The organism is Pseudomonas sp. A6 (assembly GCF_052367875.1).
GTDB lineage: Bacteria > Pseudomonadota > Gammaproteobacteria > Pseudomonadales > Pseudomonadaceae > Pseudomonas > Pseudomonas citronellolis.
This window is the reverse complement of sequence record NZ_CP198970.1, coordinates 3465546-3481229: the sequence shown is the minus strand read 5'-3', so window position 1 is coordinate 3481229 and position 15684 is coordinate 3465546. Positions and strand designations below refer to the sequence as shown.

15 protein-coding genes are annotated in these 15684 nt (G+C 69.0%); 13 read left to right on the top strand and 2 right to left on the bottom strand.

The window, feature by feature from the left end; all coding sequences use genetic code 11:
- Positions 1–603: 603 nt before the first annotated feature.
- Both ACTWJ5_RS15665 and ACTWJ5_RS15660 read right to left on the bottom strand, forming a co-directional pair.
- The gene (locus tag ACTWJ5_RS15665) at positions 604–1596 is read right to left on the bottom strand and encodes an asparaginase (protein ID WP_444439408.1); all 993 of its coding nucleotides are present in this window, start codon (positions 1594–1596) and stop codon (positions 604–606) included.
- Positions 1597–1656: 60 nt separating this feature from the next.
- A complete protein-coding gene (locus ACTWJ5_RS15660) occupies positions 1657–3099 on the bottom strand; it encodes an alanine/glycine:cation symporter family protein (protein ID WP_444439407.1) in 1443 nt (480 codons plus the stop codon).
- Between the two features lie 181 nt (positions 3100–3280).
- On the opposite strand from ACTWJ5_RS15660, the gene ACTWJ5_RS15655 reads away from it, so the two are divergent.
- The 13 genes from ACTWJ5_RS15655 to ACTWJ5_RS15595 all read left to right on the top strand — a co-directional run bounded on the left by ACTWJ5_RS15655 (position 3281) and on the right by ACTWJ5_RS15595 (position 15681).
- Positions 3281–4096, top strand: a complete 816-nt coding sequence (locus tag ACTWJ5_RS15655; protein ID WP_069865235.1) for a helix-turn-helix domain-containing protein — start codon at positions 3281–3283, stop codon at positions 4094–4096.
- A gap of 188 nt (positions 4097–4284) precedes the next feature.
- Positions 4285–5160 carry a MurR/RpiR family transcriptional regulator gene (locus ACTWJ5_RS15650; RefSeq protein WP_253411754.1) on the top strand — a complete coding sequence of 292 codons (876 nt, stop codon included), beginning with the start codon at positions 4285–4287 and terminating at the stop codon, positions 5158–5160.
- Positions 5161–5236: 76 nt separating this feature from the next.
- Entirely contained in the window at positions 5237–5500 is a 264-nt protein-coding gene (locus tag ACTWJ5_RS15645; protein WP_009620334.1) for a hypothetical protein, read from the top strand.
- Positions 5493–7019 (top strand): sodium:solute symporter family protein, encoded by a 1527-nt coding sequence (locus ACTWJ5_RS15640; RefSeq protein ID WP_444439404.1) that lies wholly within the window; start codon positions 5493–5495, stop codon positions 7017–7019. Before ACTWJ5_RS15645 ends, ACTWJ5_RS15640 begins: the two co-directional genes overlap by 8 nt.
- On the top strand, positions 7001–7705 hold the full coding sequence (locus ACTWJ5_RS15635) for a creatininase family protein (RefSeq protein ID WP_256515183.1): 705 nt from the start codon (positions 7001–7003) through the stop codon (positions 7703–7705). Before ACTWJ5_RS15640 ends, ACTWJ5_RS15635 begins: the two co-directional genes overlap by 19 nt.
- 2 nt (positions 7706–7707) lie before the next feature.
- Positions 7708–8907, top strand: coding sequence for a beta-aspartyl-peptidase (gene iadA / locus ACTWJ5_RS15630; protein WP_444439402.1), 1200 nt, complete (start codon positions 7708–7710; stop codon positions 8905–8907).
- Positions 8908–9389: 482 nt separating this feature from the next.
- On the top strand, positions 9390–10067 hold the full coding sequence (locus tag ACTWJ5_RS15625) for a thermostable hemolysin (RefSeq protein ID WP_253391178.1): 678 nt from the start codon (positions 9390–9392) through the stop codon (positions 10065–10067).
- Positions 10057–11523: an AMP-binding protein gene (locus ACTWJ5_RS15620; protein WP_444439399.1), complete on the top strand. Its 1467-nt coding sequence runs from the start codon at positions 10057–10059 to the stop codon at positions 11521–11523. Before ACTWJ5_RS15625 ends, ACTWJ5_RS15620 begins: the two co-directional genes overlap by 11 nt.
- An 11-nt stretch (positions 11524–11534) precedes the next feature.
- Complete coding sequence (locus ACTWJ5_RS15615; RefSeq protein WP_069866763.1) at positions 11535–12221, top strand: TenA family transcriptional regulator; 687 nt, start codon at positions 11535–11537, stop codon at positions 12219–12221.
- The gene (locus tag ACTWJ5_RS15610; RefSeq protein ID WP_444439397.1) at positions 12208–13014 is read left to right on the top strand and encodes an SDR family oxidoreductase; all 807 of its coding nucleotides are present in this window, start codon (positions 12208–12210) and stop codon (positions 13012–13014) included. The genes ACTWJ5_RS15615 and ACTWJ5_RS15610 overlap by 14 nt, the downstream gene beginning before the upstream one ends.
- Positions 13011–13652: a tetratricopeptide repeat protein gene (locus ACTWJ5_RS15605; protein ID WP_116424402.1), complete on the top strand. Its 642-nt coding sequence runs from the start codon at positions 13011–13013 to the stop codon at positions 13650–13652. Before ACTWJ5_RS15610 ends, ACTWJ5_RS15605 begins: the two co-directional genes overlap by 4 nt.
- A gap of 2 nt (positions 13653–13654) precedes the next feature.
- The gene (locus tag ACTWJ5_RS15600; RefSeq protein ID WP_116424401.1) at positions 13655–14317 is read left to right on the top strand and encodes a response regulator; all 663 of its coding nucleotides are present in this window, start codon (positions 13655–13657) and stop codon (positions 14315–14317) included.
- Complete coding sequence (locus tag ACTWJ5_RS15595; RefSeq protein ID WP_064583330.1) at positions 14314–15681, top strand: sensor histidine kinase; 1368 nt, start codon at positions 14314–14316, stop codon at positions 15679–15681. Before ACTWJ5_RS15600 ends, ACTWJ5_RS15595 begins: the two co-directional genes overlap by 4 nt.
- Positions 15682–15684 lie beyond the last annotated feature (3 nt).

Here is a 15684-nt window from a genome sequence, read left to right as displayed (position 1 = left end):
TGGGGAGTTTGGAGTCAGCCTGATACGCCTCACCCGCCCTCGTCATTCCCGCGAACGCGGGAACCCAGTGACTGCTGGGTTCGCGAGCAAGCTCGCTCCTACGAAAAGCAAAAGCAAAAGCGCGTTTGCTCTTGGACTTCCAGAGAAACCTCCGCGCACTCCGAAACGCCCCTTCAGAAGGCCGAGCGAAACCGGCGCTCAGGAGGTCATGCGACATGGATGTCGCGAGAGCCCCGTGGGCTACAGGGACGTACCCTCGGGGCGGGCCTCCGTGGCGGGGGAATTCGCGAGGGTCGCCCGACTCTGTCGGGCCCGTATGTCGGGGCAAGCCTTTTTGGTTCCTTTTTGCGGGGGTGGCCTTCCACCGTTTGACAAAAGGGACTCGCCCGAGGGGGCGAAACAAGAAACATCCGAACACTCGGTGCGGCGCGCTACACCGAGCCCAACGCAAAAGTCTCTGGGTTCCCGCGTTCGCGGGAATGACGGGGTGGAGATCGGAGTACGGGGCCAAGGGCCCACTCCGCAAGCGAAACCATAGCCTCACCCCATATGAAAAATGCCGTTCCTCCCATGGAGAGAAACGGCATCAGGCCCAGGAAGCACCTATTCGGCCAGCTCCCCACACAGATCCAGGCCAAACCAACGCTCAGCCTCTTCCACATCCAGCCCCGCCCCCAGCAGGGCAAACAACTTGCCCAAAGCCGCCTCACGGGTCATGCCACCACCAGACACCAAGCCAGTGTCGCGCAGACGACTGCCTGCGGCGTAGGTATCGAACACCACACTACCCGCCGGACACTGGCTGATAGCAGCCAGCAACACACCACGCTTACGGGCCGCGCCCAGCGCAGCAAGCAAAGCTTCATTGTCAGAAGGACCGGTACCACTGCCATAGCACTCCAGCAGCAGCCCCTGCACGCCGCTATTCAGCACAGCCTCCAACTGTTCGGCCTGCAGACCGGGGAACAACGGCTGCACAGCCAGCCTCACCGGCTGACGCGGCTGGCGATAATCCAGGACTGGCGGCACCTGCCCTGCACGCTGGCCATCGCGATGACGCGGCAGCGTGGTAAAGGCGTCGAAGGCTTCGCTATGCAGCTTGGTGGCACGCGCGCCGTGCAGCAGCGCGCCGCCGAAGTAGAGTTGCACACCACTGGCCTGGCCACCTTCCAGCACGTCCAGGGCGCCGCCAAGGTTGGCCCAGGCATCACTGCCGGGCGCACCGGCGGGCAACATGGAGCCGGTCAGCAACACCGGCACATCCAGCCCCAGCAGCACAAACGACAGCGCCGCCGCGGTATAGGCCAGCGTGTCGGTGCCATGCAGCACCAGCACACCGTCATGGCCGCCCTGCTCCACCGCTTCGACTATGGCGTCACGCATGGCCAGCCAGTTCGCCTGCTGCATGTTGGCGCTGTCCAGCAGCGGCTGCATTTCCCGGAAGGCCCAGGCGAAGGTCGGCTGCCGGCCACTGCCGGCCAGCCACTCGCGCATGCGCGCCTCGAAGCCGCTGGCCGGGGCCAGGCCCTCGGGGGTCTGCAGCATGCCGATGGTGCCGCCGGTGTAGAGGACGAAGAGGTTCTTGACTGCGCGCATGGGCTGATCCTGCGTTCTTGTAGTGGCGCGGGCCGACCGCCGGGACGACCCGCGCGGCCGTCAGCCCTGCGCCTGCGGCAGGCCGGCGGGGATTTCGCGGGCGGCCTCGGCGCGCTGGCTGGCCGGCCAGGCTTCGCGGTCCAGGTCGAGGTCGGCGAACTGGGCGGAGTCGAACACCGGCTGCTGAACGCCGGCGCGACGCTGCGCATCGTAATCGCCCATCACCCGCAGGCCAACCTTGAACAGCAGGGCCAGGGCCAGCAGGTTGACGAAGGCCAGGCAGGTCATGGTGATGTCGGCGAAGGCGAACACAGTGGACAGGTTCTGCACCGAGCCCCAGACGATCAGCGCCAGCACCAGGGCGCGGTAGCCGATCAGCACCAGGCGGTTGCGGCTGAGGAACTGCAGGCTGTTCTCGCCCAGGTAGTAGTTGTAGAGGATGCAGGTGAAGACGAACAGCGACAGCGCGACGCTGACGAACAGCCGGCCCCAGTCACCGACCACCGCGGCCAGGGAGTTCTGCGTGAGGACGATGCCGTCGCCTTCGAAGCCCGGGGTGTAGAAGCCCGAGAGCAGGATCAGCAGCGCGGTGCAGGTGCAGATGACGAAGGTGTCGAGGAACACGCTGAAGGCCTGCACCACGCCCTGGGACGCCGGGTGGCGCACGGCAGCGACGGCGGCCACGTTGGGCGCGCTGCCCAGGCCGGCTTCGTTGGCGAACACGCCGCGCTTCACGCCCATGACGATGGCGCTGCCGAGCAGGCCGCCGAAGGCCGGGTCGAGGCCGAAGGCACTCTTGAAGATGGTTTCCAGCATGGCCGGGACGTGCTCGATCTGGCTACCGATCACGTACAGGGTCACGCCGATGTAGGCCAGGGTCTTGACCGGCACCAGCAGGTCGGACACCGCGGCGATGCGCTTGATGCCGCCGATGAAGACGATGGCCAGCAGCACGGCCAGGGCGATGCCGGTGTGCTGCGGGGCGAAGCCGAAGGCGTTCTGCAGCGAATGGGTCACGGTGTAGGACTGCAGGCCGTTGAAGGCGAAGCCGTAGGTCACCAGCAGCAGCACCGAGAACACCACGGCCATGCCCTTGAGCTTCAGGCCGTGCTGGATGTAGTACGCCGGGCCGCCGCGGTACAGGCCGTCGTCGTCGGCGCGCTTGTAGACCTGGGCCAGGGTGCACTCGAAGAAGCTGCTGGACATGCCCACCAGCGCGGTCACCCACATCCAGAACACCGCGCCCGGGCCGCCGAGGGTCACGGCGATGCCGACGCCGGCGATGTTGCCCGCGCCCACGCGCCCGGCGAGGCTCAGCATCAGCGCCTGGAACGAGCTCAGTTGGCCGGCCTGGCCGCGGATGGACTCCTTGAACACGCCGAACATGTGGCCGAAATGGCGGAACTGGACGAACCGGGAGCGCAGGGTGAAGTAGCTGCCGAGTCCGACGATGAGCACGATGAGAACCTTCCCGGAAAGGAAGTCGTTGAGCGCTTCGAGCATGGGGTGTGACCTCGATTCTTGTTCTTCGGTTGGAAGAGAGGCGCCAGGCGCGCGGGTTGGGCCTGGCGCTGGCGGGCAAGGTTGGCCAAGACGAGGGGACGTGACAATTTCGCATCTTGTTACGTTCTGACGCGAGTTGATGCTAGGCTTGCGCCACTCGCATCACACCGGAATACCGTCGATGTCCGATCACCTGGGCGAAAACCTCAAGCTCGCCTGCAGCCACTACCGCTCTATCTCCGAGGTCTGCCGCCAGCTGCAGATCAACCGCGCGCAGTTCAACAAGTACCTCAGCGGGCAGAGCCGCCCCACCCCGTTCAACCTCAAGCGCATCGGCGACTTCTTCGGCGTCGAGGACTACGAGCTGGGCCTGCCGCCGGAACAGTTCGCCCGCCTGATCGGCGCCCGCGCAAGCCAGGCCGGCGTGCAGGCGAACGACCCGCTGCTGCGCCTGCTGGAACCACTGCGCGAGCAGGGCGGCAACCTGTCGCGCTACTGCGGCTACTATTTCGAATACTCCAACTGCATGTCGGTGCCCGGCAGCATCCTGCTGTCGCTGGTGCACCTGTGGGAGGAGGACGGCAACTTCCTGTTCGAGCGCCAGGAGCGCCAGGAACGCTCCAGCAGCACCGACGTGCAGGCCGAGGACTGGGTGCGCTGCCGCTACCTGGGCGCGGCCTTCCAGCTGCAGGACCGGCTGTTCCTGATCGACTACGAGTCGCTCACCGTCAACGAGATGAGCCAGACCATCCTCATCCCCAGCTTCAAGAGCCGCATCACCCGCCTCAACGGCCTGAAGACCGGCGTCTCCAGCGGCGACCGGCGCACCCCGGCGTGCACCCGGGTGGTCTGGGAATACCTGGGCGCGGAGATCAACCGGATCAACGCCTACCGCCAGGTGAAGCTGTACCGCCCGGACGACCCGCGCATCGACGACGACGTGCGCGAGCGCCTGAGCGTGGGGCCGATCCGCAACGGCCTGTTCGAGATCGAATGACCGCCGCGATCAGGCTCCGGGCGCGGGCCTGATCCAGTCGCACAAGTTCTTCGGAATATTCCCTCCCAACTATTCAGCGAGGCCGATAAGTGCCTGCCTGTAAATTAATTTTCAGGCAACACGAAAAGTAAAAATCGATTTCCAGACAGCAGCGCTTTCCAGGCACAAGCGCAGCGGGGCCCGCCGCCATGTCCGATGAACCCTCCCATTTGCTGCTCGGCGCCATCGCCCGCGCCCGCCCGGGTTATTCCCCGGCCTTCCGCAAGCTGGCCGACTTCGTGCTGAACAACGCGCTGGCGGTCTCCACCATGAACATCGACGAGCTGGCCAGGGCCGCCGGCGTCTCGGTCGCCACCATCAACCGCTTCGCCCACCGTTGCGGCTGCGACGGCTACCCGCCCTTCCGCGCCACGCTGCGCAAGCTCTACGAAAGCGCCTACGCCCCGGTGGAGAAGCTGCGCCTGGGCCTTGCGCGGGACATCGGCGCCGCCGGCGTCGTGCGCGAATCCCTCGACAGCGCCGCCGGCAACATCCGCCGCAGCCACGAGCTGCTGCAGGACGAGCAGGTGCGCCGCGCCGTCGAGCTGCTCGCCAACGCCAGCCAGGTGTACGTCGCCGGCCTCGGCGTCAGCGCCATCCACGCGGCCTTCGCCGCCAACTGCCTGGAGCCGTTCCGCGCCGGGGTCAAGGACCTCGCCGCCATGGGCGGCGTCGAGTCGGCCCTGCGGCGGATCAACGTGCTGCGCGCAGGCGACCTGGTGATCGGCATCGCCCTGCCCCGCTATTCGCGCGGCATCGTCGAGCTGCTCGGCCTGGCCCGCCAGCGCGGCTGCAAGGTGCTGGCCCTCACCGACGGCCCTGCCTCGCCCATCGCCACACTGGCCGACACCGCGCTCTACGCGGTTGCGGAGCACCCGCTGCTGTACGCCTCCAACGCCGGCATGGTCGCGCTCATCGAGGCCCTGGGCGCGGCGCTGGCCCAGCACACCGGCGATTCGCTCGAAGCCATCAGCGCCCAGACCGAACGGCTGCTGCCCTACCTCTACCTGGACCAGCCTCCGTAGCCCGCCCTAACACGCACATGCGGGCCCCGCGTTCGCCGGGGCCCCTCACCACACTTCGCATTCAGGAGCAGTAACGATGGGCGTCTGGGAAAACCGATTCGAGCGGGGCTGGTTCCTCGTGTTCATGTTCATGTACGGGCTGATCATGCTGCCGCTGCCCTGGTACTACAGCGAAACCTACGTGGCCGGCCCCTGGGGCGTGCCGCTGTTTCTCTTCGGCTGGATCGTCCACGGCGGCGTGGTCATCGCGCTCACCGCGCTGTTCGCCGTGCAATGCCTGAAGCGCCCGGAATACCGCGGCTTCCAGGCGGAACCGGAAGGAGCCGACGCGCATGTCTGACATCGATCATCTGCTGACGCCCACGCCCGGCCCCTTCCTGCTGACCATGGGCGTCTACTTCCTGGTCATCGCCGCCATCGGCTACGTCGCCGCGCGCCAGACGCGCGACATGAAGGAGTTCCTGGTGATGGGCGGCAAGGCCGGCGCCATCGTCTCGGGCATCGCCTATTTCGCCACCCAGTACAGCATGAGCACCTTCATGGGCGTGCCGGCCATCGCCTACGGCAACGGTTTCGCCGGGATGAGCATCACCATCCCCGGGGTGGCCTTCTCCATGCTGATCCCCGCGCTGCTGGTCGGCCGCCGGCTGATGGAGCTGGGCCGGCGCAACCACTACCTGACCATGAGCGACTACCTGGCCGACCGCTACCAGTCCTCGCCGATGCGCGCCATCCACGCCATCGCCATGGTGGTGTTCCTGGTCGCCATGACCGGCGCGCAACTGGTGGGCGCCGGCATCATCGTCAAGACCTTCACCGGCTACCCGGAGTGGGTCGGCGTGGTGGTGACCGGTGGCATCGTGATCCTCTACTGCATGTACGGCGGCATGCGCGGCGCCATGCTCACCGACGTGCTGCAGGGCAGCCTGATGGTGCTCACCGCGGTGGTCACCTTCGTCATCTCCGTCCGCGCCGGCGGCGGCCTGGAAGCCATCACCGCGCAGCTGGCGACGGACAGCCCCGGCCACCTCGCCCACCCCGGCAGCAAGGGCGAATACGGCTGGAGCGTCTACGTCACCATGATCCTGATGTGGAGCTTCTTCACCATCGGCCAGCCGACGCTGTTCACCAAGTTCTACGCCATGAAGAGCCACGCCGTGCTGTTCAAGAGCGTGCTGCTGGGCACCCTGGGCATGCTGGTCTCGGCCACCCTGATCGAGTGGGCCGGGGTCAACGCCTTCGTCTCGCTGCCGGGCCTCGTCGGCCGCGACGCCGACTTCGTGGTGCCGATGCTGCTGCAGCGCTCGCTGGACCCGATCCTGGCCTCGGTCATGATCGCCGGCATCGTCTCGGCGGGCATGTCGACGGTGTCGGCGCTGATGGTGGTGGCCACCGGCGGCATCAGCCGCGACCTCTACCAGAAGCTGATCAACCCCGCGGCCAGCGACGCGAGGGTGCTCCGGCTGTCGCACTGGGTCACCCTGCTGATCGGCCTGGCCGGCATCGCCATCGGCGTGCTCAAGCCCGCCAGCATCTTCGAGATCGTGCGCTTCGCCTTCGGCGGCCTGGGCATCTGGGTCATCGCCGTGATCCTCGGCATGTACTGGAAGCGCGCCACCGCCGCCGGCGCGCTGGCCGGCGTGCTACTCGGCGAGCTGTGCTTCGTCGTGCTGAAGGCCGGCTGGCTGGACGGCTGGCTGACCTTGCGGACCGACCCGCTGCTGCCGGCCTGGCTGCTCGGCATGGCCGTCGCCGTGGTCGTCAGCCTGGCCACCCCGGCCGTCGAACGCGAGGTGCTGGAACGGCACTTCACAACCGCCCGCAACGACAGGAGCAAGCCATGTTCATCGGCGACATGAACTGGATGCAGGTGGAGCGCCAGGTGCAGTTGGACGACCGCGTCCTGCTGCCGCTGGGCAGCACCGAGCAGCACGCCTACCTCAGCCTGATGACCGACGTGATCCTCGCCCAGCGGGTGGCCATCGAGGCCGCCGAGCCCCTGGGGCTGCCGGTGTTCCCGGCCCTGCCCTACGGCATGACGCCCTACTTCGGCGACTTCCCCGGCACCGTCTCGCTGCGCCCGGCGACCTACTTCGCGCTGCTGGTCGACGTGCTGGACAGCCTGCACCAGCAGGGTTTCCGCCGCATCCTGCTGGTCAACGGCCACGGCGGCAACTGCCCGGTGCAGGCGGAAATCCAGCAGTGGCTGTGCCGGCACCCGCAGGCGCGGGTCAAGCTGCACAACTGGTGGAGCACGCCGCGCACTCTGGCGAAGGTTCGCGAGATCGACGCGCTGGCCTCCCATGCCTCGTGGATGGAGAACTTCCCCTGGACACGCATCCCCGGCCAGACCCCGCCCGAGGAACGCAAGCCCATGGTCGACCTGGCCCGCCTGCGCCAGTTGGGCCCGCAGGCCGTGCGCGCCTACATCGGCGACGGCAACTACGGCGGCGCCTACCACAAGGACGACGCGCTGATGCAGGAGCTGTGGCAGGTCGGCGTCGAGGAAACCCGCGAACAACTGGAAGGCGGCTGGGCCGAATGACGATGACCAACGCAGCCCCCGCGCCGCCGGCTTTCCTGCTGCTGCGCGGCGGCGAACTCTACGCCCCCGAGAAGCTCGGCCGACGCGACGTACTGATCGGCGGCGAACGCATCCTGGCGATCGCCGAGCATCTGCAGGCGCCCAACCTGCCGGGCTGCCAGGAGGTCGATGCGCGGGGCCTGACGCTCTGCCCAGGCCTCATCGACCAGCACCTGCACCTGATCGGCGGCGGCGGCGAAGCCGGGCCCCACAGCCGCACGCCGGAGGTGCGCCTGTCCAGCCTGCTGGAAGGCGGCATCACCACCGTGGTCGGCCTGCTCGGCACCGACGCCATCACCCGCCACCCCGAATCGCTGCTGGCCAAGGCCCGCGCCCTGAACACCGAGGGCATCACAGCCTTCATGCTGACGGGCGCCTACGCCGTCCCGACGCCCACCATCACCGGCAGCATCCAGCGCGACATCGCCTTCATCGATCCCATCATCGGGGTGAAGACGGCCATCTCCGACCATCGCTCGTCCGCGCCGGGCATCGGCGAACTGGCGCGCATCGCCGCCGAAGCCCGGCTCGGCGGCCTGCTGGGCGGCAAGGCGGGCATCAGCGTGTTCCACCTGGGCAACGGGCGCCGGGCGCTGGAGCCGCTGTACGGCATCCTCGAACACAGCGACGTCCCCATCGGCCAACTGCTGCCGACCCACGTCAACCGCACGGCGGCGCTCTACGAGGCGGCGATCCGCTTCGCCCTGGACGGCGGCAACATCGACCTCACCAGCGGCATCAACCCCGAACTGGGCGCCAAGCAGGCGTTGAAAGCCAGCCGCGCGGTGATCCAGGCGCTGAGCGCGGGTGTCGCGCTGCAGCGGCTGACCATCAGCTCGGACGCCAACGGCAGCCAGCCGGTGTTCGATAGCGACGGCCGGCTGACGGGGCTGGCCCTGGCGGGGTGCAAGAGCCTGATGAACGAGCTGCGTGATCTGGTTTTACGCGAGCAACTGCCGCTGGAGCAGGCGCTGCGGCCGTTTACCAGCAACGTGGCCGACCTGTTGCGTATTCAGGGGCGCAAGGGGCGACTGGCTGTGGGGTTGGAGGCGGACATCCTGTTGCTGGATGAGCGGTTGGAGTTGGTGCATGCCTTTGCGCGGGGGCGGCAGGTGGTGCTTGGTGGTAGGGCTTGTTTGTGGGGGACGTTTGAGGGGGAGTAAGCTTTTGGTGCTGGCCGGGAATGACGGTGTTTGGGCTTGGTCCCGTCCCCTCTCCCTAACCCTCGGCTGCGCGCCCCGCCCTGAAGGGAGAGGGGACTGTCCGGCGTGCGCTGATATTTTCGCGTTAGCTGGCCTGCACCGCGTGGCCGGCTGGCACCAAATCCGTTCTCGGCATTCACCCAACACACCGAAGCCTTCGGTAAACACCCGTTCGCGAGCAAGCTCGCTCCTACAACAGCAAAGCCGACGTAGGATGGGTTGAGCGAAGCGATACCCATCGCCAAGGCCGCACGGGTTTCGCAAACTCAACCCATCCTACGAAAAGCCCCTCGACGCAGCCGGCAGGATCGTTGCACCTACGACCATAAGTCCCCCTCCAGAACCCGCTCCACGCCTGAACACCCCTGCCCCCGCTTCAGACTGCATTCAGATTCGCTGCCGATACTCCCCTCCAGCCGCCAGTCCCGCTTGGGGGGAACGACATGACACAGACACAATGGAACGCCCTTTTTCCATTGCGCTTCGGCACCCACGCCGAGCGCATGGCCAGCCTGGTCCTGCGCCGCGCGGGCGAACCCGGCCGCGAGGCGCTGGAGGCGTTCATCCACGAGCGCTTCGAGCGCATGCACCATGCCGACGTGCAGCACTTCCTGCCCGACCTGCTCGGCCTGTACGACAGCCAGGGCCGGCTCAGCGCCGCGGTGGGCATCCGCCTGGCCGCCGGCGGGCCGCTGTTTCTCGAAGGCTACCTGGACGAACCGCTGGAAGCGCCGGTGTCGCGCCTGGCCGGGCGCATCGTCGGGCGCGACGAGCTGGTGGAGGTGGGCAACCTGTCCGCGCTCAGCGCCGGCAGCGCGCGGCTGATCATCGTGGCGGTGACCTGGCTGCTGGCCGCCCGCGAGCTGAACTGGGTGGCCTTCACCGGCGCCGCCAGCCTGGTCAACAGCTTCCACCGCCTGGGGCTGGAACCGAGCGTGCTGGGCCGCGCCGACCCCGCCCGGCTGAACGGCGAAGGCGCCAGTTGGGGCAGCTACTACGAGCAGCATCCGCAGGTGTTCGCCGGCGACATCCGCTACGGCCATGCGCAGCTGGAGCGCAACCGGGTGTTCGAGCGCCTGGGCTTTCCCCTGCTGCTGACGGAGGCCGGCCATGCAGCCTGAACTGCAAGCCTTCCGCCAGCGCCTGGAGGAACACGCGCGGCTTCCGGGCGAGCCTATCGCCCTGCGCGACGCCAGCGAACGCTATAGCCATGCCCAGCTGCTGGAGCAGGTGCAGGCCCGCGAGGCGTTGCTGCGCCAACAGCCGCCGGGCGTCGTCGCCTTCGCCCTGGACAACGGCCCCGAAGCGCTGTTCTGGGACCTGGCGGCGCTGTTCGGCGAGCGCCCCTGCGTGCTCCTGCCGCCGTTCTTCAGCCCGGCCCAGCGCGCCCATTGCCTGATGCAGAGCCAGGCCACGCTGGTGCTGGCCCCGGCCGAGCTGCACGACGAATTGCGCGAACTGGGCTTCAGCCCCGGCGAGCCGTTCTGGTGGCGCCCGTCGGTGGTGGATGCCGGCATGCCGCCGGGTACCGCCAAGCTCACCTATACCTCCGGCAGCACCGGCGCGCCCAAGGGCGTGTGCCTGTCCGCCGCGGCGCTGTTGCAGGTGGCCAACGAGCTGGAGCGGGCCAGCCGCCCGGCCGAGCCCGCCAGCTACCTGGCGGTGCTGCCGCTGGCAGTGTTGCTGGAGAACCTCGGCCTGTATGCCGCGCTGCTGGCCGGCGCCAGCATCACCCTGCTGCCGCAGGCGCAGCTGGGCATCAGCGGCGCCAGCGGGGTCGACTGGCAGCGCCTGCTCGGCTGCGTGGCGCTCAGCGGCGCGCAGAGCCTGATCCTGGTGCCGCAACTGCTGCTCGGCCTGGTCAGCGCCATCGAGCGCGGGCTGATGCGCGTCGGCCCGCTGCGCTTCGTCGCGGTGGGCGGCGCGCCGGTATCGGCCAGCCTGCTGCAGCGCGCCGCCGCCGTCGGCCTGCCGGTGTACGAGGGCTATGGGCTGTCCGAATGCGCCTCGGTGGTCTGCCTCAACCGCCCCGGTGAGCAGCGCCCGGGCAGCGTCGGCCGGCCGCTGCCGCACGTCGAGATACGCCTGGCCGAGGACGGCGAGGTGCTGGTGCGCGGCGCCACCCTGCTCGGCTACCTGGGCGAGCCGCCCTGCACCGGGCAGTGGTGGCCCACCGGCGATCTCGGCCGTTTCGACGCCGAGGGCTACCTGTACCTGGCCGGGCGCAAGAAGAACCAGTTCATCACCAGCTTCGGGCGCAACGTCAACCCGGAATGGATCGAGGCCGAGCTGAGCCAGGGCGGCGCCATCCTCCAGGCCTTCGTCCATGGCGAGGGTCTGCACCAGAACCTGGCGCTGCTCTGGCCGCTGGACCCGCAGGCCAGCGACGGCGACCTGGAGCAGGCGGTGCAGCGCTGCAACGCTGCCCTCCCCGACTACGCCCGAGTGCACGCCTGGCGCCGCCTGCCGCGGCCCTTCAGCGCCGCCGAGGGCACCCTCACCGCCAACGGCCGGCCACGTCGCGCGGCCATCCTCGAACGCTACCGCAACGAACTCTTTTCCCTCGTGACCGAATGAGGTTCAACACCATGGCATTCTTCGACACCCTGCAATCGGCCACCGCCCAGGAGCGCCAGGCGCTGTTCGGCGTACCGGTGATCCGCGACGCCCTGGACGGCGTCGTCAGCCTGGAGGGCTACGTCGCCTTCCTCACCCAGGCCTACCACCACGTGCGCCATACCGTGCCGCTGATGATGGCCTGCGGCGCCCGCCTGCCCCCGCGCCTGGAGTGGCTGCGCAAGGCGGTGTGCGACTACATCGAGGAAGAGTACGGCCACGAGCAGTGGATCCTCGACGACATCGCCGCCTGCGGCGGCGATCCCGAGCAGGTGCGCAACAGCCGCCCGGCGCTGCCCATCGAGCTGATGGTGGCCTTCCTCTACGACCTGATCGCCCGCGACAACCCGGTGGGCCTGTTCGGCATGGTCAACGTGCTGGAGGGCACCAGCATCGCCCTGGCCACCCAGGCCGCCGGCAGCATCCAGCAGGGCCTCGGCCTGCCGCCGGGCGCCTTCGGCTATCTGAGCTCCCACGGCGCCCTGGACCAGGACCACATGGCCACCTACCGCACGCTGATGAACCGCCTGGACGATGCCGCCGACCAGCAGGCGGTGGTCCACGCCGCCAGGGTGGTGTACCAGCTGTACGCCGACATGTTCCGCGGCCTGCCGCGGGCCCGGGCCGGCCTGGGTGAGGTGCAGCATGCGCCTGCCTGACTGCCGCGCGGTGCTCACCGGCGCCAGCGGCGGCATCGGCCTGCAACTGGCCGAACAGCTGTGCGCCGCCGGGGCCCGGGTGCTGGCGGTCAGCCGTCATCCGGGCCCGTTGGCCGAGCTGCGGCGGCGCTACCCGCAGCAGCTGCTCTGGGCGTGCGCCGACCTGCGCACGGCCGGAGGCCGCCAGGCGGTGGTCGAGGCGGCGTGGCAGATGGGCGGCGCCAACCTGCTGATCAACGCCGCCGGGGTGAATCGCTTCGCCCTGCTCGACCAGTTGGACGAACAGGCCCTGGACGACCTGCTGGCGTTGAACATCACCGCCACCCTGCAGCTGACGCGGGTGATGCTGCCGCTGCTGCGCGAGCAGCCCCACGCCCTGGTGGTGAACGTCGGCTCCACCTACGGCTCCATCGGCTACCCCGGCTATGCCGCCTACTGCGCCAGCAAGTTCGCCCTGCGCGGCTTCTCCGAAGCCCTGCGCCGGGAACTGGCCGACACCCCGGTGGACGTGCTCTACGTCGCTCCGCGGGCAACCCGCACCAACATGAACTCGGCCGCCGCCACGGCGCTGAACCTGGCCCTGAAGGTGGGCATGGACGACCCGCGCGACGTCGCCCGGGCGGTGCTCGACGCCGTGCAGAAGAACCGCAGCGAGCTGTACCTGGGCTGGCCGGAGAAGCTTTTCGTGCGCCTCAACAGCATGCTCCCCGGCCTGGTCGACCGCGCCCTGCGCAAGCAACTGCCACTGATCCGTCGCTACAGCGACGCCAACACCCGGGAGCCCCTGGAATGAAGCGCCTGATCCTCATCTTCCTGCTGGCCATCGCTCCCTTCGCCTGGGCCCTCGACCCCGCCGGCACGCAGCGCCTGGCCGCCCTCCAGCAACGCTGGGCGCAGATCCAGTACCAGTTGCCGGAGGCCCAGCGCGCCGCGGCCTTCGAGAAGCTCGCCGGCGACAGCGAAGCCTTCACCCGCGAGCAGCCCGGCGCCGCCGAAGCCTGGATCTGGAACGGCATCATCACCAGCAGCTGGGCCGGCGCGGTCGGCGGCCTCGGCGCCCTGGGCAAGGTGAAGAGCGCCCGCGCCAGCCTGGAGAAGGCCCTGCAGCTCGACCCCGGCGCGCTGCAAGGCTCGGCCTATACCAGCCTGGGCGCCCTCTACGACCGCGTGCCGGGCTGGCCGATCGGTTTCGGCGACGCCGACAAGGCCGAGGCCATGCTGCGCAAGGCGCTGCAGATCAACCCCACGGGCATCGACAGCCTGTACTTCTGGGGCGACCATCTGTACCGCGAGGGCCGCTACGAAGAGGCCCGCAGCGCCCTGCAGAAGGCCCTGCAGGCCCCGCCGCGGCCGGGGCGCGAGCTGGCCGACCAGGGCCGCCGCGGCGAAATCGATGCTTTACTCAAGGCGATCAAGGACAAGCAGGACTGAGCATGCGGCTATTGCTGGTAGAGGACGACAGCGCCCTGGGCGAAGGCGTGCGCACGGGGTTGCGCCAGGAGGGCTACACCATCGATTGGCTCAAGGACGGCGCCAGCGCGCTGCACGCCTTGCAGCACGAGGCATTCGACCTGGCGGTGCTCGACCTCGGCCTGCCGCGCCTGGATGGCGTGGAAGTACTCAAGCGCCTGCGCGCCGGCGGCGCCAACCTGCCGGTGCTGATCCTCACCGCGCGCGACGCCACCGAGGACCGCATCGCCGGGCTGGACGCCGGCGCCGACGACTACCTGGTCAAGCCCTTCGACCTGGACGAGCTCAAGGCCCGCCTGCGCGCCCTGCTGCGGCGCAGCGCCGGGCGCGCCCGGGTGCTGATCGAACATGCCGGGGTGAGCCTCGACCCGGCCACCCAGCAGGTCAGCTACCAGGGCCAGCCGGTGCTGCTGACGCCCAAGGAATACCTGCTGCTGCACGAGCTGCTGGCGCAGCCGGGCAAGGTCTTCACCCGCGAGCGCCTGACGCAGCTGCTCTACGGCTGGGACGAGGAAGCCGAGAGCAACACCCTGGAGGTGCACATCTACCACCTGCGCAAGAAGCTCTCCGGCGACCTCATCCGCACCGTGCGCGGCATCGGCTACCTGGTGGAAGGCCAGGCATGAGTTCGCTGCGCCGGCGCACCCTGCTGCGGGTGACGGCCCTGCTGCTGCTCGGCACCGGGCTGCTGGCGCTGTACAACTACCACGACAGCAGCCACGAGATCGCCGAGGTCTACGACGCCCACCTGGCGCAGAACGCCCGCCTGCTGCAGGGGGTGATGAGCATGCCGCTGGACGAGGCCGGGCGGCGCAACCTCTACGCCGCCTTCGACGAGGCGCTGAGCCAGGTCGGCCGGCACCGCGTCGGCCATCCCTACGAGAACAAGCTGGCCTTCCAGGTGTGGCGCGAGGATGGCCAGATCCTGGTGCACACGCCCAGCGCGCCCACCTTCAGCGCGCCGCTGCGCACGCCGGGGTTCGCCAACTACGAGGTGGAAGGCCGGCACTGGCGCGGCTTCCTGCTGCCGGTGCCGGCGCAGAAGCTGCTGATCTGGGTGGGCGAGCGCGACGACGTGCGCGAGGACCTGGTGGGGCGCATCGTCCGCCACACCCTGCTGCCCTTCATGCTCGGCAGCCTGGCCCTGGTGCTGCTGGTGTGGCTGGCCATCGGCTGGGGCCTGCAGCCGCTGCAGAACATGGCGAAGGTGATCCGCGCCCGCCACGCCGACTCCCTGGAGCCGCTGCAACTGGTGCCGCTGCCCAGGGAACTGGAACCCATGCAGGCCGCGCTCAACCGCCTGCTCGGCCAGCTGGAGGCGCTGCTGCGCCGCGAACACCGCTTCATCGCCGACGCCGCCCACGAGATGCGCACGCCCCTGGCGGTGCTCCGCCTGCACGCGCAGAACGCCCTGCAGGCGCGCAACGAGACGGAACGCCGCGAGGCCCTGGACTTCCTCATCGGCGGCGTCGACCGCCTGAGCCGGGTGGTCAACCAGTTGCTCACCCTGGCCCGCGTCGAGCCGCAGCTGGCGCAGCGCCAGTTCGCCCCGCTGGACCTGGCCGCGGTGGTCACCGACACCCTCGCCGAACTCACCCCCTGGATACTGCGCCAGGGCCTGGAGCCGGTGCTGGAGATCGAACCCGGCGACTACCGCCTGGACAGCGACGCCGGCGCCATCGGCATCGCCCTGCAGAACCTGGTGACCAACGCGGTGAACTTCTCCCCGCCCGGCGGACTGGTCCGCATCGGCCTGCGCACCGATGGCGCGCATTTCGAGCTGGCCGTCGAGGACCAGGGCCCGGGCATCGCCGAAGCGCACCTGGAGCGCGCCTTCCAGCGCTTCTACAGCGAAGGCAACGAAGGCGGCGCGGGGCTGGGGCTGTCCATCGTCGCCATGATCATGCAGCGCCTGGGCGGCAGCGCAAGCCTGGCCAACCGCGCGCAAGGCGGCCTGCGGGCGTGCCTGCGCCTGCCGCGGGGGCGGTGAGCG